The organism is Aerococcus viridans (assembly GCF_001543285.1).
Lineage (GTDB): Bacteria > Bacillota > Bacilli > Lactobacillales > Aerococcaceae > Aerococcus > Aerococcus viridans.
Genome location: NZ_CP014164.1, coordinates 154,778 through 174,517 on the forward strand (window position 1 = coordinate 154,778; position 19,740 = coordinate 174,517).

Annotated in this window: 15 protein-coding genes and 2 pseudogenes; 16 read left to right on the forward strand and 1 reads right to left on the reverse strand. The window is 31.5% G+C overall.

Annotated features, from left to right (window positions below; genetic code table 11):
* Positions 1 to 43: 43 nt before the first annotated feature.
* The 13 genes and pseudogenes from AWM76_RS00745 to AWM76_RS10845 all read left to right on the forward strand — a co-directional run.
* A pseudogene (locus AWM76_RS00745) lies at positions 44 to 376 on the forward strand (IS30 family transposase); the annotation flags it as partial.
* Between the two features lie 165 nt (positions 377 to 541).
* On the forward strand, positions 542 to 1,696 hold the full coding sequence (locus AWM76_RS00750) for an SIR2 family protein (protein WP_003140916.1): 1,155 nt from the start codon (positions 542 to 544) through the stop codon (positions 1,694 to 1,696).
* A gap of 16 nt (positions 1,697 to 1,712) precedes the next feature.
* The gene (locus AWM76_RS00755; RefSeq protein WP_003140915.1) at positions 1,713 to 3,497 is read left to right on the forward strand and encodes an ATP-binding protein; all 1,785 of its coding nucleotides are present in this window, start codon (positions 1,713 to 1,715) and stop codon (positions 3,495 to 3,497) included.
* A gap of 32 nt (positions 3,498 to 3,529) precedes the next feature.
* Positions 3,530 to 4,963 (forward strand): SEFIR domain-containing protein, encoded by a 1,434-nt coding sequence (locus AWM76_RS00760; protein ID WP_003140914.1) that lies wholly within the window; start codon positions 3,530 to 3,532, stop codon positions 4,961 to 4,963.
* 623 nt (positions 4,964 to 5,586) lie between these two features.
* Positions 5,587 to 6,174: a TetR/AcrR family transcriptional regulator gene (locus tag AWM76_RS00765; protein WP_003140913.1), complete on the forward strand. Its 588-nt coding sequence runs from the start codon at positions 5,587 to 5,589 to the stop codon at positions 6,172 to 6,174.
* Between the two features lies 1 nt (position 6,175).
* Positions 6,176 to 6,565, forward strand: coding sequence for a cytidine deaminase family protein (locus AWM76_RS00770; RefSeq protein WP_003140912.1), 390 nt, complete (start codon positions 6,176 to 6,178; stop codon positions 6,563 to 6,565).
* Positions 6,566 to 6,744: 179 nt separating this feature from the next.
* On the forward strand, positions 6,745 to 8,064 hold the full coding sequence (locus AWM76_RS00775) for an IS1380 family transposase (RefSeq protein WP_005232990.1): 1,320 nt from the start codon (positions 6,745 to 6,747) through the stop codon (positions 8,062 to 8,064).
* A 211-nt stretch (positions 8,065 to 8,275) separates the two neighbouring features.
* A complete protein-coding gene (locus AWM76_RS00780; protein ID WP_050774100.1) occupies positions 8,276 to 8,929 on the forward strand; it encodes an MBL fold metallo-hydrolase in 654 nt (217 codons plus the stop codon).
* Between the two features lie 656 nt (positions 8,930 to 9,585).
* Positions 9,586 to 9,780: a hypothetical protein gene (locus AWM76_RS00785; protein WP_147291236.1), complete on the forward strand. Its 195-nt coding sequence runs from the start codon at positions 9,586 to 9,588 to the stop codon at positions 9,778 to 9,780.
* Positions 9,781 to 10,139: 359 nt separating this feature from the next.
* On the forward strand, positions 10,140 to 11,531 hold the full coding sequence (locus AWM76_RS00795) for a tyrosine-type recombinase/integrase (protein WP_003141396.1): 1,392 nt from the start codon (positions 10,140 to 10,142) through the stop codon (positions 11,529 to 11,531).
* A complete protein-coding gene (locus AWM76_RS00800; RefSeq protein ID WP_003141395.1) occupies positions 11,528 to 14,095 on the forward strand; it encodes a tyrosine-type recombinase/integrase in 2,568 nt (855 codons plus the stop codon). The genes AWM76_RS00795 and AWM76_RS00800 overlap by 4 nt, the downstream gene beginning before the upstream one ends.
* Positions 14,096 to 14,104: 9 nt before the next feature.
* Positions 14,105 to 15,982, forward strand: a complete 1,878-nt coding sequence (locus AWM76_RS00805) for a site-specific integrase (RefSeq protein ID WP_039934828.1) — start codon at positions 14,105 to 14,107, stop codon at positions 15,980 to 15,982.
* Positions 15,961 to 16,179 (forward strand): hypothetical protein, encoded by a 219-nt coding sequence (locus AWM76_RS10845; protein ID WP_060779302.1) that lies wholly within the window; start codon positions 15,961 to 15,963, stop codon positions 16,177 to 16,179. The genes AWM76_RS00805 and AWM76_RS10845 overlap by 22 nt, the downstream gene beginning before the upstream one ends.
* Here the strand turns inward: AWM76_RS10845 and AWM76_RS00815 are convergent.
* Positions 16,163 to 17,335 (reverse strand): IS256 family transposase, encoded by a 1,173-nt coding sequence (locus AWM76_RS00815; protein ID WP_003143749.1) that lies wholly within the window; start codon positions 17,333 to 17,335, stop codon positions 16,163 to 16,165. The genes AWM76_RS10845 and AWM76_RS00815 overlap by 17 nt on opposite strands.
* A gap of 62 nt (positions 17,336 to 17,397) precedes the next feature.
* Between AWM76_RS00815 and AWM76_RS10770 the strand changes: the two genes are divergently transcribed.
* The 3 genes and pseudogenes from AWM76_RS10770 to AWM76_RS00830 all read left to right on the forward strand — a co-directional run bounded on the left by AWM76_RS10770 (position 17,398) and on the right by AWM76_RS00830 (position 19,662).
* On the forward strand, positions 17,398 to 17,736 hold the full coding sequence (locus AWM76_RS10770; RefSeq protein WP_060779303.1) for a hypothetical protein: 339 nt from the start codon (positions 17,398 to 17,400) through the stop codon (positions 17,734 to 17,736).
* 187 nt (positions 17,737 to 17,923) lie between these two features.
* A pseudogene (locus AWM76_RS00825) lies at positions 17,924 to 18,454 on the forward strand (N-6 DNA methylase); the annotation flags it as partial.
* Entirely contained in the window at positions 18,454 to 19,662 is a 1,209-nt protein-coding gene (locus AWM76_RS00830; RefSeq protein ID WP_004262250.1) for a restriction endonuclease subunit S, read from the forward strand. The pseudogene AWM76_RS00825 and the gene AWM76_RS00830, both read left to right, overlap by 1 nt.
* Positions 19,663 to 19,740 lie beyond the last annotated feature (78 nt).

Genomic DNA, 19,740 nt, shown 5'->3' on the forward strand with positions numbered 1-19,740 from the left:
AGATTCGCTCACTTGTTTATTGAGTGTTTTTTTTTATATCTAAATGATTAAATTACTACAAGGTATTGATTCTAAGTTTTGTAAAACCATTACACCTGACCGTGGTAAAGAATTTAGTCAACACGCCCGATTGACTGAGGAATTAAATAATACGCAAATTTATTTTCCAGATCCTCATGCCCCTCGGCAAAGAGGATCTAATGAGAATACGAATGGACTCCTTAGAGAGTACTCACCGAAAGGTGTTGATTTGACAGATGCAACTGATGAAGAGATACAAGGTTGGGCAACGAAATTAAATACACGTCCGAAAAAATGTTTGAATTGGAAAACACCTTATGAAATCTTTTATAAAACTGTGTTGCACTTAATTTGACAATTTAAGATGTAAAACCTACTTCTCGACGTAAGCTTGCGCAATTTAATTGAGCATTTAGAAAAATAAAAATTACATGTATAATGAAATAAATAATTTGTTGTTGTTTATTAAATTTAAAAAAGATATAGAAATCAATTTCCGATTGTGTAAGGAGGTAAAAGAGTGAGAGAGTTAGAACAAATACAGGATAATCAAATTTTTAACGAACATATAGAAAATGTTATGAACCACATCGATTCTGACAAACAAAGTTGGTTATTTGGGGCAGGAATTAGTTATGATGCAGGGATACCTTTAATGTCTCCATTAACTGATTTAGTAGAAATGAGAATGGACCAAGACAACAAAAGACTACTTGAAAAAATAAAAGAATCATTAGAAAAAGATTGCCATGTTGAACACATTTTAAGTCATATTGGTGATTTATTGTCATTGATTGATAGAACTAGGAAAAAAGAAATAAAGATTTCTGAGACAACCTATACCAAAGAAAACCTCGAAGATTTATATAGAGAAATTTTAGTGAAGCTAACAGATACCATTAGATATGGATATAACAAGAAGGATGATGAAATAATCTATGGAACAGCAACGGAACCTCTTGTTTCTATTGAATACCATTTGGAGTTCATAGAAGGATTGTTGAAAAATCATCTTGGTGTTGAAAAACGGAGAAACATAAAGTTTTATACAACTAATTACGATACATTACTTGAGGACGCATTGATTTTGAAACGAAAGAAAGTTGTAGATGGATTTTCAGGTGGTGCCATGGGATTTTGGAACCCGAAAGAGTATTCTGAAAGAAAAGAGTTAGCCTACCCGGTTTATAAATTACATGGATCAATAGACTGGTTTCAAGATGAAGAGTACGGACTTATTAGAACAAGATATGGTACTAAATATACATCTGATAAGTCGAGAGTCCTAATATATCCTCAAGCTACTAAGTACGTAGAGACACAAAAAGATCCGTTCGCAACAATTTTTCAAGCTTTTAGAAGCGACATTAATAGTAATCAGAGCAAGTTATTTGTTTGTGGATATAGTTTTGGTGACAACCATATAAATAATGAAATTTTTAATGGTTTATTAAAAATACATAATAATAGTACTCTTATTATCTTTATTGATAATATGTCCGATACTCTCATTGATTGGCAAAATAATGATTTAATAAATGAGAGAATCTACTGCTTAACATCCACAGGAATATGTTACAAAAATAAAATTTACTCCGAAGAAAATGAACAATACAATTATCCATGGTGGACATTTTCTGGACTTACAAACTTTCTAAATGGAACTATAAAGTAAAGGAGGGAATCAATAAATGGTATTTGATCCTGTAAAAGAGCTACAGATCGGGAAAGTTAACGAAGTTAATGGAACCGCTATAAAAGTAGAGCTAGATCCAGAAATTATAACACTTACAAAATCGTACAGAGGTAAAGTGATAGCTATAGGCCAAATGGCGAGTATAGTTAAAATTCACTTCGGAAGGACAATTTTATTTGCTAGTGTTTCAATGTTAAGAATGAAAAATGAACTGATTTCAGACGGAACTACATTGACAATGGATAAAGATGCTAGAATTCTAGAAGCTGAATTAATAGGACAAGGGACATACGATTTTTCCAATAAGACTTTGGAATTTGACAGGGGGGTATCTAAGTACCCTCTACCTACTCAAGATGTCTATTTAATGACAGATGAAGAAATGAAGTTACTTTATCAAGGAGCAGAAAGTAAAGCAGAAAAGTCGGAGCATTTGTTAGTCATAGGAAAATATTCAGGGACTAGACAAGATTGTAGGGCTGATATAAACAAGTTATTTGGCAATCATTGTGCAATTCTGGGCTCTACGGGTACTGGGAAATCAGGTACAGTTAGTGCTATTATACATGGGATTATGGAAAAAGATGAGGGGGGAATTCATCCAAGAATTATTATGATTGATCCACATGGTGAGTATAAGAATACATTTAAGAAATACGGTGTTACATTCAAAGCTTATGGAGGAGATGATGAGAATGGTTCAGAGAATTTGATTCTACCTTATTGGCTAATGACTAGTGATGAATTTAGATCTCTTGTGATAGGGAAGACTGAGTATGAAGCAACAAGTCAAAATAATATTGTATATGAAGCTTTGAGATATGCAAGGTTAGTATCTAAAGGTATGATTGATAGATTTGACGAAGATGTCGCTGGGAGTACTCCATTTATTATAAAAGAGGAGTATACTGAGGCTGATATTTTGGATTTTGATAGAGATAAGCCGGTTCCTTTCAAAATTTCAGATTTTGTACTGCACGTAGATAAAGTACAAGGACGCAAATCTGGAAGAAAAGAAAAACTAGCGGCTTCATCTGGTAGAGATAAAGTGGAAGAAGTGTTGAAAAAGCTTCGTATCTTACAATCAAATCCTCAATTGAGGTTTATTATGGAAGAATATAATGAAGAGACTAGTTTTACATTGTTCCAAGTGATAAACCAATTAATTGGAGATAGTTTAGGACAAAATAAAGGTCTTAAGGTGATAGATATTTCAGGACTTCCGAACGAAACTGCCGGAATTTTAACTGCACTTATTTCTAGGTTGGTATTTCAATACAAGCTTTGGCAAAGTACTGAAGATAGAAAAAAAAACCCAATACTTCTAGTATATGAAGAAGCTCATAGATACGTACCTAATAGTGGTGAAGCTCAATACAAAGAAGCACAAGTAGCTGTTCGAAGAATAGCAAAGGAAGGAAGGAAATATGGTGTTGGCTTAATGTTAGTATCCCAACGACCAGCAGATTTGGAAAAAACAGTATTATCGCAGTGTTCATCATGGGTTATTATGAGGTTAACAAATTCCACAGATCAGTCCTATATATCAAATTTTTTACCTGATAATTTAGTAGGTTTGACAAAAATTTTACCTTCTTTAACAAGAAGGGAAGCTATATTTGTTGGAGAAGCTAGTTTAATTCCAAGCAGAATTAAAATAAGAGAATTGAATAAAGAAGAATTACCCGATTCTTCAGATATTGATTTTGTCTCTGGTTGGAGGAATAGTCTACCGAGCGAAAGTGATATTAGCAATTCTATTGAAAGCTGGGTATTATAAATAGAATAATAATGATTTAGGAGATAAATAAATTGGTTCAAGAAGTTGATTACGTCCCTAAAGTGTTTATTTCATATGCCTGGACAAGTGAAGAATACACGGAAAATGTTGTCTCACTTGCTGAAAGATTAGTGCATGATGGGATAGACGTTGTCTTAGATAAATGGGACTTAAAAGAAGGACAAGATAAGTATAAATTTATGGAACAATCAGTGCAAAATTCTGAAATAAAAAAGGTATTAATTTTATGTAATTCAGTTTATCGTGAACGGGCGGATAATAGAACTGGAGGTGTAGGTGATGAAACCCTAATTATTACACCTGAAATTTATAGTAGTTCCAACCAAACTAAATTTATCCCTGTTATTTTTGATAACACTGATAATAAATCAGTTATACCTACTTATCTTAATTCAAGAATATATATTGACTTAAGTAATATGAATAATCAAAGAGACTATGAAAAAAATTATGAGAAGCTAGTCCGTAATATTTGGAATAAACCAGAGTTTGAAAAGCCTAAACTGGGAGCTATGCCAAAATGGTTAGATTCAAATGAAAAAAATCAATCATTATTACAAACTTATGTTAGAAATTATCAAAATGAATCATCATTATCAAAAAAAAAGATTTTTGAAAATGATATTTTTGAAGAATTTATTGAACGAATTCGAGAACATGATCTAGAGTTACCTATTAAAGGAGACACTATTTTAGAAAAAATTAGTTTATTCTTACCCTACCGTAATCTAATGTTAGATTTTTTAGAAATAAAGATAATAGAAGATGAGTCAAATTTAGGAGATTGGTTAGTTCATTTTGCTGAAAAATTATATAATAGACTAAAAGGGGAAAGTACTAGTTGGAGAATATATAGTATTGATGAGCCAAAACATTTTTTAATTTGGGAATTATTTATATGTATTATTGCGTTATTAAATGAACATCATAAATATGAGGCTCTTTTTACAATGACGACAGCTTCTTATTATTTAAAAGTAGGCAATACAATTGATGCAAAAACATTTACTTACTTACGCCCGTACTTTGAAGAATTAGATAGATTATCTGCTGATAAATCTTCGGAGTACTATAGAAAAATTAGCGTTCCTGGAGCAATTCTTAATTCAAGGGAAAAGATACCATCTTTGACTTCTTTTCAAATTGCGGAAGCAGATGAAATGTTAACTCAGTTATCCGTTTTGTTTAATCAATCCGGAGATCATAGCCATTGGTTTTCATACTGCTATGTTTACTCTAAAGGGACGCCTATTTGGAAAAGATTAGTTTCGAGATCTTTTTGTGACTTATTGATGTTCTACATGGAATGTTCAACGTATGAAGAATTAAAGGAATCAATTTCAACTAGAGAGATGGACAAGGACTTTAACTTACGTGAGAGCTTTAAGTCAGTAAGAAATCCTATACAGTATACTCCTATTGATATGATTGCCACGAGAAGATAGTGTGGTTTGTAGTTTTAGTTGTTAATATGCTAGACATTTGAAATAAGTAGTATGAAGAAGTTTTAAAAAAAAGAGACTAAGCAATGAGAAGTTTTTCTCACCGATATAGTTAAAGCTCGGAAACGTTTTACCACCTAAATGTGATGATGTATGAAGTGAACAAAAGGAATATAATGCAATATTCTTTGAGATCAAACTTTCAACACTGTTTAATGTTAATTGAACTCCATAAATCGAGCATCTTATTCGTAAATTTTTAAAAAAACAGCACGCCCATACATTGCTTATCTTGGTAATCTACTTGACCTTCTAAGGACTTAAAGTCAATGAAACTTATTCTAATTATAACTAGACACATTCTTGATTTATCAAGAACAAGTAATGGTTTGTAATCTAATAATTTAAGAGAACCAAAAACCAGGTCTTAAAAAGATCGTAAAGCTTCACAATTCAGTAAACGTTAATCGTTGTTATATCAACGTTTCAAACACTTAATGGTTCACACCATGGGGTGTTTTTTTGCATGTTTTTGAGAAAGTTCACACCATTCATTTTAGTAGTTCATTGACAAATAATATTTAATGTGAAAAAATGACTTTAAAGTCATTTTAGGGGGCGATTCATTGAATAGCGAAAAGTTTCAAGATAGAAATAATAATATATTGTTAACAGCTGAAAAGATTATTAACGAAAAAGGTTATTTTAAATTTCGAATGGAGGATGTTTCAGATACTTTACAAATAGCAAAGGGAACTTTATATAATCATTATAAATCCAAAGAATTGCTATTATTTGATTTAGTATATCCGAAATTAAATAACTTATTAGACGAATTAATTAATATAAATAGTTTACCAATTTGTTTTGAACAAAAGTTTCAAACTACAATTGAAACAATGATTTACAGTCAGTATCATCAATTCTTATTGTTTTCGTACTCTGATGTAGCAACGCTATTTCAAGATGAAAATCAAATATTAATGGTGAATATTCAAAATCAATTAATTAATGAATTTAATAAGCTAATTCAAAGTGGATTCGAAGAAGGTAAAATATCAGATGAATTTTCAGAAGATTTTCTGAGTCATCAATTACTAAGTGTGTTAAATCCTTTGTTACATAGTTTACTAGTTAGTGATTCGAATAAGATGCAGCTTGATGAATTTATTCATCAAACAAGCTTAATATTATTGAAAGGTATGGGGGTATAAGATGGAAAATGATGAATTGTACCAAATAGCACTTGAAACAATAGCCTCACAAATATTAAAAAAATATGGTAAAGCAGGTCATGTAGCATGTGCTTTAGAAACATCAGATGGAAACATTTATACAGGAATTTGTATCGATGTGCCTTGTTCTATCGGTTTATGTGCAGAACAGTCTGCAATAGCTGAAATGCTTAAACATAGAGAAACTAAGATTAAAAAAATTGTTGCTGTTTTTGAGGATGGAGCAGTTATTGCACCTTGTGGAAGATGTAGGGAATTCATCGCGCAAATTGATAAAGAGAATATGAATACAGAAGTAGTATTAGATGGGAATAGCAATAAAAAATTAAGCAAACTATTGCCAGATCGGTGGGATAAAAAATGGGACTAATAAAGTTTAATGAGGATATATATTCCTGAATAATTCATACTTTTCGTTGAAACATGTGCCAACTGCCTAACGGCAGCTTAAATTTACTTTTTCATTTTCACCTGTTAAGTGATGAAAAAAGAACCCCATTCTGATATGGTAAAGGTGTCTAAACTAACCATAAGAAAGGAGTTCTCTTCATGATTAGCTTACACAAAAACCAGGTAAAATTCAATTCAAACATCATCATTTCGCATACAGGTGGTCGCTTATCGAGTGATTCGGGTTTAGTCTTAGTTAAAGAAGTAATGGATACCTTCAAGTTTTCTGATTTGGCAAAATCACTTCTGGACATTAAAGATAACCGTGCTTACTACACGCATGATAATTTAGCGATATTAGAACAGCTCATTATGCAATTGATTGCTGGTTATTCGGCAGACTCGTCGGCTAATCTGTTACGACAGGATCCAGTCTTTCAAATGGTGTTAGGCAGAAAACAATTAGCCTCACAATCGTCAATTTCACGGTTTCTGGATCGTTTCACCACGGAAAATGTGGGTCAATTACAATCATTAAATCAGTCACTCATTGATAAAGCGCGTTTGATTCGCAATGACACCGAGTTAATCATTGATCTCGATTCCACTCATTCAGATACCTTTGGCCATCAAGAACTAACAGATTATAATGCACATTATCAAACCTACGGTTACCACCCATTAGTTGCCTTTGACGGACTGACTGGAGATTTCTTAAAAGCTGAACTGCGTTCAGGTAATCAGTACACATCTAAAGGGGTGAAAGCCTTTATCGACCCATTGTTACACCACTACAATGAATCGATACCGAATACTGACATATTGGTTCGTGGGGACAGCGGCTTCGCAACACCAGAGGTGTATGAGTCTTGTGAAGAAAATGAAAGTCAGTATGTGATCCGATTAAAGAACAATCGGAGGTTAAGTCAATTAGCTGAGCAATCCGTTCTTTACGGGGATAACCAAAAATGGGAAGATCGGGAAGTTCAGTATTTTTCAATGCCTTATCAAGCACAATCATGGTCGAAACCCCGTCGTGTCTGTATTCGATCAATCCGTGAAGCAGGAGAACTCCTCTTTCAACACGCATTCATTGTGACTAATCTATCCGATAATGTCTCACCTGAAGTCATATTCTCTCTTTACGGCAAGCGAGGGACAATGGAGAATTTCATCAAAGAAGCGAAAGGTGGCTTTTATTTCGATAAAACAGATAGTCCACGCTTCTTAGAAAATTATGTCAGAATGATGATTAGTCTGCTTGCATACAACCTCATCAACTGTCTAAAGACTATCGGCTTTGATAAAAAGAACCAAGGGATGACTATTCATTCCATCCGACTAACATTCCTTAAAGTCGCTGGCAAACTTGTGCAAACAGGCAGACGAGCCTATCTAAAATTGTCGAGTTATCATGTGTATCAAACTGAATTCTATAGGGTCTTCGAGCGCCTACGGCGATCCAGTCAATGGATTTAAATCAGTCATCACGTTAATTTTTTGAATCAATCGTCTACAAGGGAGAAGTATGCCTTCAAACAAACAAGAGAATCGTAAGAAGGTTCATTTAGTTAAAATCTACTTCGAGAACGCACTATTTTGTAGAAAAATTCCCAATTTTTCCAAGAACGATTAATTTATTCAAGAAACCAGCTTAAATTATAGAGCTATGAATTATTCAGGATATTATTTGCCACACGAAAGTATTAATGATCGTCCAATGTTAGCTTATATTTTTGGAGAAAAATTTTCAGTTATGGTTGATGCTGGAAATTCAAAAAGACATATTGAAACAATGTATAAAGAATTAGCATCTATGAATTTACCTTTGCCACAATATACAATTATTACACATTGGCACTGGGATCATACTTTAGGGTTGAATGATATTTATGGCCAGTCGATTGTACACAAGTTGACTAATAAAATATTGAGGGAAGAAATAGAAAAATATAATAATGAAGATTATATTAATCAAATTAAGTTAATTAATCCATGTTTTAATTATGAATACGAAGGAATAAAAACAGTATTTTTGAAGATAGGGGATATTGAATTTGAAGGTGAATTGACGATTAATATAGGTAACGATATTCTCCATATTAAACATATAGAATCACCACATACAATTGATAGTGTTATTATTAATTTAGAAAAAAATAAGATATTATTTTTAGGTGATGCCACAAGTGAAGATTATGAAAATAATGGTTATCTAGATAAAGGGAAACTTGGTAAACTGATTAATGAAATAGAGATTAGTAATTGTAAGTATTGTATGCTTGGACATGCGGAACCATTGTTAAAGAAAGACTTGTTGCAATATTTATACAGTTTATTATAAATAATGGTGTGAACTTTAGTATTTTCTAGCTCTCATTTTTTAAATTTATGTAAAAGTTCACACCATTTTATTGAAACATAATGAAATTCAATGAAACAAAATATTTTCAAACCAGGTCTTAAAAAAGCGCGTAAAGCACCTCAATTCTCAAAACTTTGAAAAAACGAGCTGAATGTAGTATTTAAAAAGCAACTCAAGGATGACGATATTATTGCTATGATTAAAGATATTTCTAGAAAGTAATTTGTAACTAATAAGTCCCTGAATAGTTTGCTAATGACTATGGGAATACATGCTTTATTTAAGAGAATAACATATGGGAAGCAAAGAAGGCTGAGACAAAAATGTTTCAGCCTTCTTTGCTTTCTTTTAAAAACCCCTATCTATTAGCTTTTTAGGTAGGGTTTACTTTTCCTACGAGAACAGAATAAAATAAAGAAAATGCTATTAAGATTATAAAAGGGGAAATGTAATGATAAGTGTATATGAATGCTCGATAATAGAAGCTTTGTTTGTAATGATAAGAACAATTTGGTGGGTTTTGAAATTTGGAGATGACTAGGATAAGAAATCAACTTTTGTTTATTTTATCCGAGGTATAAACAGAAAATTATTTTTAGTAGGTATTTATGATAATGAATTTGAAGATAGTTTATATGATTGATATTCAAATTCAAAAATTGGAGAAGAACAATTTGAAAACGCCTGTATTTCATAAAGCCAGATTTATTGATATATCAATGTGGGAGCAAGCTTGTATTTTCTCACTTAAAGAAATGGATAATAAGAATGCGTTATCCATTCAAACTGGTATAAATAAGAGACTGATTCCATTGGTTAGTAGAAAGTAATTGAGGAATATAGACTCAAATTGGTTAATTTTTTTAGACAAGGAGAACCTTATACTTGGAGGGAGTAGAGCACTCTTGTGCCGTTTTATAGGACAGTTAGTAGGAAATGAGGTTGTTAATGATGAGAAGCTGGAAAGAATAGTTGAATATAGTTCTGTATTTTACATTTATTCTAAACAAGGTGAGTTATCAACTTTATCATCCACGTCGAGTTATACAGAGTTTAAAAGTAAAAATGAATTCTTAAATAAATTTACGATAAGGAAATTACTATATCCGGAAGTCTGAGTGGGAATAAAATTTGGACAATAAGTTCCTGGATTACTTTTATGAATACTATTTAATTATTAAGAGTTTAATTGGAACTAGTAGCTTTAGATATTTTAGGGAAGGACCCATATATGATCATTATCACTGAGACAATTATTAATAGACAAATAGGCTATCAGATGTTGAATGACGAAACGAATGAAAATACCTTGATTAGTTATACTTCACATAATGTTAATCTAGATGGTCAAACATACCTCATTATGTACAACAAAGATATGGAGATAATCCCTGACGCATTTAATTTTCTAAATTTCCACTTATCGGACAAATCTTATAATACTCGACACAAATCAGCTTTAGCTCTGAAACTACTTCATAGTTACGAAGAAATTTTTGGAAAAATGCTGCAAGAATTAGATAAAAATGAACTTAGAAATTTGAAATTATTTATAAAAGGTATGAGTATATCTGGCAGAGAGCTCAGATTAGAAAGTGATACCATTAGGAGCAATGCAACAACAAATTCATATCTAGGTATTTATCGGCAGTATTTAAGTTACTTAGGAGAAGAGAATGCCTGGCTATCAGAAAAAACAAGTAATTCATTCTACTATAATACTCCCGGTGAACCTAGCTATTCTATGGAGAGCTATAAAGCTAATGAAAAAACAGGAAAAAGTGGTGAGTTAAAAAGATACATCTCAGTAGAAGAGTTCAAGCGAATCATTAAGACAATTAGATCAAATTATACTCTTAGAGAAGAATTGATTGTTCGGTTGATGTATGAGTCAGGATTGAGGATTGGAGAAGTTCTTGGCCTAGCATTTGAAGATTTGACCGTAATAGAAGAGAAGGAAAATATTATTCCTGTGGGGTTTATACGTAATCGTTATACAGATAAACCATTTCAACTAGCAAAAACCTGTCTGAGTATAAACAATAAAGAGCAGTATAAGCAACGTGAATACATTACTAAAGGATTAGGTTTTCAAACATTTGTAGTTCCTTCAGATTTGTTTGACTCAATTGATATATATATAAACAACTCACATAATATTGCCAAAGAAAAGTATGAAGCTAATTATAATTTCGATAATCGAGCAGATTCAGTGACCGAAGAATTTGATGATGAAGCCAATTACTATATATTCATAAATTCATATGGGAGACCGCTTAGTCAGGCATCATGGAACAAAATTTTGCGAGATATTCTTCAAAAATCTAATATTTCTATCGATAAAGGATCTAGGAAGAATAATTTAAATCATAAATTTCGACACGGATTTGCTATGTTTAATGTTCAATATTTGAAATGCAGTGAGCTAGAATTAATGAACAGAATGAGACACTCAAGCATCGATTCCATAACAAGCTATTTTAATCCAACTCTTCAAGACCAACTACAAATTAAAACAGAATATGTTGATAGCTTATATAAAGAATTTGAAGAATTACATTTGGGAGGTAACTGGTATTGATAGAACAAGAAAAATTGGTTGAAGATCCATTACTTTGGGAATATATTCAGGGCTTTTATACGATAGAAAGTGAAACAAATGGTGTTTATCAGATGACTTATAAGCTTAAAAATTATATTATTCCGTTATTTAAAGAAGTTAAATGTACACAAATCACGCTAAAATGGTTAATTGATGTTGAAAATAAAGGATTAATTAGTTCAAGAGGCAGGTCTACAATTGCAAGATTTATAGGTTATCTAACTATGAATGACCTTATCCGAAAGTCTGAATTAAAAAGAATTTATGAGTGTCGCTCAGCTTTTTACGAACGGGTAATGGAAGGTGATTTTGGGCGATTACTTACCATTGCACCTTCGGTTTACAAAGAATTCAAAGCGAATAATGATTTATCAAATAGAAATTTAGTTAGGTTGCTATTGGTGCACGTTCCTGAAACGACTTCAGAATCGCTGAATAAGTATATTAATAGATATATTGAACATATAAAATTATTATCGGATACTTCTTCAAATGGAAGTTTTAGATTAAGGGAAATTGCTAAAATAGGAAAAATCGTGGAAGGTCTATTATTACAAAATGATATAAGTAAAATAACTTCTAGCGAGATTGTAAAATTCCTTAAATCACCAGAATATCAAAATATTACAAATAATACTTTTGTTGATTTTTTTATTGGATTGGTTGATGAAGGATTAATAAAAGACTTATCTCTTTGTCATTTCTTTAAGGAATTAAAGAAAGACTCAGAAGTTTATCGCTTAACATGTTTCAAAACTGAGAAATTTATCGACTGCTTATCAACCGTGGAGCCATACTCAATATTCTTTATTACTAAAACATACCAAAATAAAAAATTGTATGTTGTAACTAATAAAAATAAAGAATTAAGACCAGTAATAATAGAATATATAGATGATTTAAATTACAACAATAATGAAATAAATATGTTTTTGAAATATTTTGATGATTCATTGGGTACTGAAGAAGTAAATCGATTAAGCGACTTAACTTATAAAATATTCAATATACAAATTGAATATTTTATGAATACTTTTAATGACGCGATTTATCTGACTTATTTAATTGATTTCTATCAATTTTTAATGAACAGAAAAGTTAATGTATTGCAGGATATTTCTATGAAAAGATTCCTAAAAAGAACAGGTTTAGCTCAAGATTTATTTGCAGGGTTTGAAGTTATACCATACCAATCGTTTGAAAATGTTCCTGACAATGATAAATGGCTACTAATATATACAGAGTCCCAGTGTACTAATGATGGAATAAGTACTACTATGTCATCAAAATTAGATTTTTCTACCGTTGCAGATGAAAAGTTAAAATATGCAATGAAGCATTATATATGGTACCAAGGAGCTGCTATTAACACAAAGATTAAAAATATGAGGCGTATTACTGCATTTATTGGTTTTCTGCATAGTTACTCTAGGGAGAATATCTCTCATATAAGCTCAGCTAAAACGGCAACCAGTGTAGTTAATTTAAATAAAATAATTGCGTATAAAGGAATTGTTATCGGTAAATATAATGAAAGTAAATCAATTTTTAATCAATTATATGCAGTGAGAAATTTTTTAAATCATGCTTGTGACTATAAGTTGCTAGAAATAGAAAACGGATATGAGTACTTTCTACAATCAAGACTTGACAGTAATCATAACGATTCGAATCCTATAACAGATGAACATTTTACTGTAATATTTGAACATATGAAATTAAAGGCACAAGAAAAAGATATTAATGAACTATACTTAATAGTCTATTATTTATTAAGTGTCACTGAGATTCGTCCAAGTAACATTGTTTCTCTCAGGGTTGATTGTGTAAAGGAAATTGGTCATGAGCAATTCGCAATATTTACAGAAACAAAAACGTCTAATAAACAGCAGGTACTGATCCCCATAGTGAGTGAGACAAAAAAACTTTTAGATGAAGTAATACGGATAACAGAGCCTGTTCGTCAGCAAAGCAGTAATAAAGACAACGACAAATATCTATTTTTAATAGCATCACCATTTCGCCGTAGCAGTGGTGTAATGAGACTTGAGCAATTCAATGAATATTTAGTTTCTATTTGTGAGGAATTAAATATTCAGAGGTACACAGCTAGCAATTTAAGAGATCGCTATATGACTAAAACAGATGATTTTATAATTAAAAATAGTTATTCTGAGTTACAACAAAAAGTTCTTACAGGGCATAGTTCTTCAAATACTACAAATACTTACTATGTCGGTAGAGATGTTAAAGATAGTTTATCTGCTGTAAATGGGATAATCATTGGCGAGGATAAATCTTTATCTATGGAAAAAAGCACATCTGATGTAGGTGTGAAGGTACCGATTAATAAATTATTATTTGATGACGAATTTATCACAACACCTGATTTCATTCCTTATTATAAATATCATCTTGATGAGATAATTAATGAAATTGAATTGTCTAATAATATTGATAAAATTGCTGAATTAATGACTTATAAAGCTCTATTAGAGGGCTATTTAGAGAAGTTATACGAAAAAGACACAAGAATTGAATAGGAGATAAGTGTGATAGAAAGTTCGTTAATAAATTCATTTTTAATGGATAAATCAAATGAAATTTACGATTATGAAAAGGTGAAATACTTACCTCTTAATAATTTAAATGAGTTATTAAATAATTTAAAAGATGTCAATTTACTTCCATTTAACCAAGGAAAAATATTTTTTAAGAGTAATTTATGGGATTTTTCACAAGTGAAAATGCAAGGGCTAACGCAAAAAGGGAAAAAAATCAATTTTGAAAAGTGTCCCGAACGTTTCAAAGATATTTTAAAAGTGTACGTTCTAATAAGAATCCTTGAAGATAAAGTTAAAATTCAGACAATCCTTGGAAACACACAACGACTAATTAAATTCTTGAAATATGCAGATAATCAGGGTTGTATAACTCTAAATGATATTACAAGCGAAATGATGATTGAATTCATAAACTCTTTAAATTCAAATGTAAGAAATAAAAATATTTATCGTACAACAATTAGACAATTTTATGAAATTTTTTCAATGTATTTTGATAACATTAATACACCTGAAATAAAAAATGCGTTGGCTAATAAGAATCAACGCTTGATCAAGGGATTAATTGAGGAGAATAAGACCGAGAATATACCAGATGAATACTATAGAAAATTCATTCACGTTTGCAAGGATATAGTGATAAACGAGAGTGAAGAAGATTGGATACGAGGAGTGGCCAGTGTTTATCTGATTTTATCTCAGACTGGTCTCAGAATTAATGAGTGCTTAGCACTAACAATTGACTGTTTAAAAACAACGACTCACTATGATGGACATGAGCTTAGTTATATATTATATAGCACTTCTAAGCGAGTTAGAGGCCTAAACGGGATTGATACGGTTTATACCTACGCCAATGATATTTCAATATTAGCGATAAATACTTTAATCAAACTAGATTTATATTGTTCTAGGAGAGAATCCTTAGGAGTTAAATATCTGTTTATGGGCGGACAAAATGAGAAAGAAAATAGTTACTTCCCATTAGATAGTGCAAAATATAGTAAATTAGTTGAATCTTTTTTTGTTCATATTAATGAAAAATTCAAAACTGTGAACTTACCTGAAGGTTATTACCCAGGTATAAAAAATAAAAGAATATGGAATGTAAGAGATGTAAAGACAATAGCATTGCCTAAAACAGCTCAATTCAGAGTTCATGTAGTCACAGAACTCTTAGAAAAAGGTGTTCATATTAAGTATGTCCAGAAATTTATGTCACACTTAACCAAAGAAATGACTTCACATTATGTGAGACCCAAAGCGGATTATTCGTCTAAGCAACAAGAGATCGAAGATTCAAAAAAAACGTTAGAATCAATCTTGACTAATAAAGAAAAACTTATAGGTAAAGGTTCTGCAGAGTGGGTTGAGATAGTTGAAAAATTCATTAAGAACAATAAGTTCAATGTAGCAAAAAACTTAGATGAAATTATTGAAGGATTACTTGGAAAATATCCAATCAAGCAGAAAGTTGGGGGGTATTTAATTGCTCCTATCAATCTTCGAGGAAAAACAAAAAAAGATAGTTATACCGATATGTATTTAGAGAAGTATGGATTTGAAACAACAGGATTAACTTTTTACTTTATGATTCCAAAAACCTATAAACATGTTAAAAACCAAATACAGATAGTTCAGTACAACTTAGATAATGGCTTTACGAAGGAGGCAAAAGTAGAGTTAGATAAACTCAAGAACACAATAACGGATTTATTTGAACCAGAGTTGAAAGAATTAGAAAATCAATTAGATGCTAACGGTCTTAATATTCTTCTTCAATCGCACCCGGAATTACTTGAAATAATTGATAAGATTTCAGAAATTAAAAAGGAGATTAACGAATGGAAAACATTCAAGATTTAGACTCATCTTTACAAAGCATTGGACATGATTATTCAAAACTTAGTGATAATGTCAAAGTATATTTAAATCAAATATATGACTATAAAATTGATATAACTAATCAATTAGATGAATCTCTATCAGAACTACAAGTCAAGTCCAGACTCCTGTGTAAAATGCTATACAATGTTTTTACCATTTTTACTTATCAAAATTGATGTATTTTCTTGAAGAATAAATCCATTCATCATGCAGGTCCATAAGAACGGCTCCAATTAAGCGATTGGCTGATGTTTGATTGGGGAAGATGCGAATAATCTTTTCTCTTCTGCGTACTTCTTGATTCAGTCGTTCAATTAGATTGGTACTCTTTAGTCGATTGTGGGAATTTCCTTGTACGGTATATTGAAAGGCGTCTTCGAATCCATCATCCAATGATGCGCAAGCTTTTGAATATTTTGGTTGATCGATATAATCATGAATCAATCGATTTTTAGCCTCACGCGCTAAGTTAATATCTGTGAACTTAAAAATTCCTTTAACAGCTTCTCTGAAAGATTTTGAATTTTTTTTAGGAATGGTGGTAAAGATATTTCTTAGGAAGTGAACTTGGCATCTTTGCCAACTTACGTTGGTGAAGGATTTTCTAATGGCAGAGACTAATCCTTTGTGCGCATCAGAAATAACGAGTTCCGTACCTTGTAAACCGCGTTCTTTTAGGTATTCAAAAAATGTTGTCCAGGTCTCTTCGCTTTCGCCACTTTGAATCATGAAGCCGATAATTTCACGGTCGCCATCTTTGGTTATTCCAATCGCTATATGACAGCTTTTTGAGAGTACTCGATTTTCTTCTCGTACTTTTATATAGAGTACATCGGTCATTAAGTAAGGATAATTTTTTTCTGATAATAAACGATTCTGCCACTCGTTAACCATAGGTTCTAGCTGTTCTGTTAAGCTAGAAACGAAGGACTTAGAGACGGATTTACCACAAAGTTCTTCCACAATTTTTGATACTTTACGAGTTGAAACGCCTGATACATACATTTCCAACATTGAAGCCATGAGGGCTTTTTCGTTTCGTTGATAACGTTCAAACACTGTGGGTAAAAAATGACCATCACGTGTTCTGGGTACTTTTAATTCTAGCGTGCCTACACGTGTCGTAAAGCTGCGCTCATAATAGCCATTTCGTTGACTTTGTCGGTTTTCTGTTCGTTCATATTCTTTTGCTTGAATATATTCTGTTCGTTGATTTTCCATTAGTTGATTAAATACCGTTGTTAAAATATTTTTAGAAACGTCATCCTTTACAGAATATTCAATAATGCTTTGAATCTCTTCGCTTTTCAGTGTAAAATGTACTTGGGTCATGTAAAAGTCCTCCTGGGTATGTTTTTGTCGTTAAAAACATTGTACCGTAAAAGGACTGTTATATGGCCTTTTTACTTTTACACAATTATACGGACTTTATCGAACTACAAGGTAGTTATTTTTCTATAGCAAGAATTTCAGAAGTTCTAAATTGTTCAAGAACTACCATTTATAATAACTTAGTTATTAAAGAGTATATTGATAAGATAAATGAAGATTTTAATAAAAACAATCCTTATAAAAAAATTGAAGCTTTAGAAAGGGAAGTGAAAGATTTAAATGACAAATTAGATAAAATGTATCAACGGGATGTAGAGTTATTATTAATTCAAAAAGAAAATACTGAAATAAAAAAAAGGTTAAAGAAAGAAAATAACATCAAAAAAATAGTTGAAAATTAATAAAGAAGCAGTTGATAAAGCTGCTTCTTTTATTTTGTTGTAAACAAGAATATATGAACAATTTAGAAATTATAATACGATTCTAAACAAATTTTTGTGTTCAGTTCTAAAACAAAGTATAGGTAGGTCAAAAACCTTTCATATCAACTGTTCAACTTAACTGAACAGTTAGGACATTTATAATCCTGTCCTACCACACGGTGTACTATTCCGTGGCGCTGCTGAAGGGAAGATTCGTAAAGCATTACTTGAACAAGGGGCAATTGATACGGTTATTGGCTTACCAGCGAATATCTTCTTCAATACAAGTATTCCTACAACGGTTGTTATTTTGAAGAAAAACCGTGATAGTCGTGACGTGCTATTCATTGACGCTTCAAATGAATTTACTAAAGCAAAAAATCAAAATAAATTAGAAGAAAAGCATTTAGATAAAATCTACGAAACTTATTTAAAACGTGAAGATGTAGAGAAATATGCACATGTTGCGACATATGAAGAAATTGAAGAAAATGATTTCAACCTAAATATCCCACGCTATGTCGATACATTTGAAGAAGCTGAACCGATTGATGTTGTGGCTTTAAAAGATGAAATGAAACAAACGGATCAAGAGATTGAAGACGTTTCTAAAGAGCTTTTAGCTATGGTTGATGATTTAGAGGTAACAGCCGATACCAAAGACATTATTGATGCGCTGAAGGAGGTCTTAGGATAATGGGTATAAACAAAGACTCACAAAAAGCCCCAAATCTTCGGTTTAAAGGTTTTACTGATGATTGGGAACAACGTAGGTTGGAGAATGTTGTGGAAATTAATCCTAGTTCTAACTTACCTAATAGTTTTCACTATGTCGATTTGGAAAGTGTCAAAGGGACAGAATTAATATATAGTCGAATTGAATACCGTGATACTGCTCCTTCTAGAGCAAAAAGATTAGCAAGAAATGGGGACGTTTTTTTTCAATTAGTAAGACCTTATCAAAAAAATAATTATTTATTTAATTTAGAAGGAAAAAATTATGTTTTTTCTACGGGGTACGCTCAAATGCGACCTTCGATTAGTAGTGAATATCTGATAAATTATCTAACAACAGATAAATTTATTTTTCAAGTTCTAAATCGAAGCACAGGCTCAAGTTACCCCGCTATAAATTCTACTGATTTGATAAAAATCAAAATTGCAATACCTCAGAATGAGTTAGAGTCATTTAAAATTGGAAGGATACTAGAATTAATAAATCAGACTATCACTCTTCATCAACGTAAGTTAGACCAATTAAACCAACTAAAAGAATCGTTGTTACAGCAAATGTTCCCTGGTAAAGGCGAAACGGTGCCGAAATTACGGTTTGCTGGGTTTGAAGGCGAGTGGGAAGAGCGGAAGTTGGGCGACATTTTATCTGAACGCAATGATCAGATACCAGAAACTAATGAGTATCCTCTTATGTCATTCGTGCAAGGTAAAGGCGTCACTCCAAAAGGAGAGCGATATAATCGTAGCTTTTTAGTTAAAGATTCGGAAAAAAAGTATAAAAAAACTGAATTAGGTGATTTTATCTATAGCTCCAATAATCTAGAAACAGGTTCAATTGGATTTAATAAGACTGGAAAAGCTGTTATATCACCTGTTTATTGTATATTTAATTCGAAAAAAGCAAAAGACAGCCAATTTATAGGTATTTTGTCCGCTCGTAAAGAATTTATTTCTGAAATGGTAAGATTTCGTCAAGGTGTGGTTTATGGTCAATGGAGAATACATGAGTCTGATTTTTTAAATATTAATATCCGAATACCTAATGATAAAGAAAAGCAATTAATTATTTACTTATTTGAAAACATAGACAATACTCTCGTTCTTTATCAACGTAAATTAGACCAATTAAAAAACATGAAACAAATTTTACTACAGAATATGTTTATATAAACTTATAAGCCACCTTCGCTATATTCAGTTAACTTTGATAAAGAGTATTGATATAGCGGAGGTATTTGTATAAAAATA

Coding starts and splice junctions, on each gene's coding strand:
- AWM76_RS10770 (WP_060779303.1), top strand. CDS start 17,398: ATGGCCTTTTTACTTTTACACAATTATACGGACTTTATCGAACTACAA.
- AWM76_RS00815 (WP_003143749.1), bottom strand. CDS start 17,335: ATGACCCAAGTACATTTTACACTGAAAAGCGAAGAGATTCAAAGCATT.
- AWM76_RS10845 (WP_060779302.1), top strand. CDS start 15,961: ATGGAAAACATTCAAGATTTAGACTCATCTTTACAAAGCATTGGACAT.
- AWM76_RS00830 (WP_004262250.1), top strand. CDS start 18,454: ATGGGTATAAACAAAGACTCACAAAAAGCCCCAAATCTTCGGTTTAAA.
- AWM76_RS00775 (WP_005232990.1), top strand. CDS start 6,745: ATGATTAGCTTACACAAAAACCAGGTAAAATTCAATTCAAACATCATC.
- AWM76_RS00785 (WP_147291236.1), top strand. CDS start 9,586: ATGATTGATATTCAAATTCAAAAATTGGAGAAGAACAATTTGAAAACG.
- AWM76_RS00755 (WP_003140915.1), top strand. CDS start 1,713: ATGGTATTTGATCCTGTAAAAGAGCTACAGATCGGGAAAGTTAACGAA.
- AWM76_RS00770 (WP_003140912.1), top strand. CDS start 6,176: ATGGAAAATGATGAATTGTACCAAATAGCACTTGAAACAATAGCCTCA.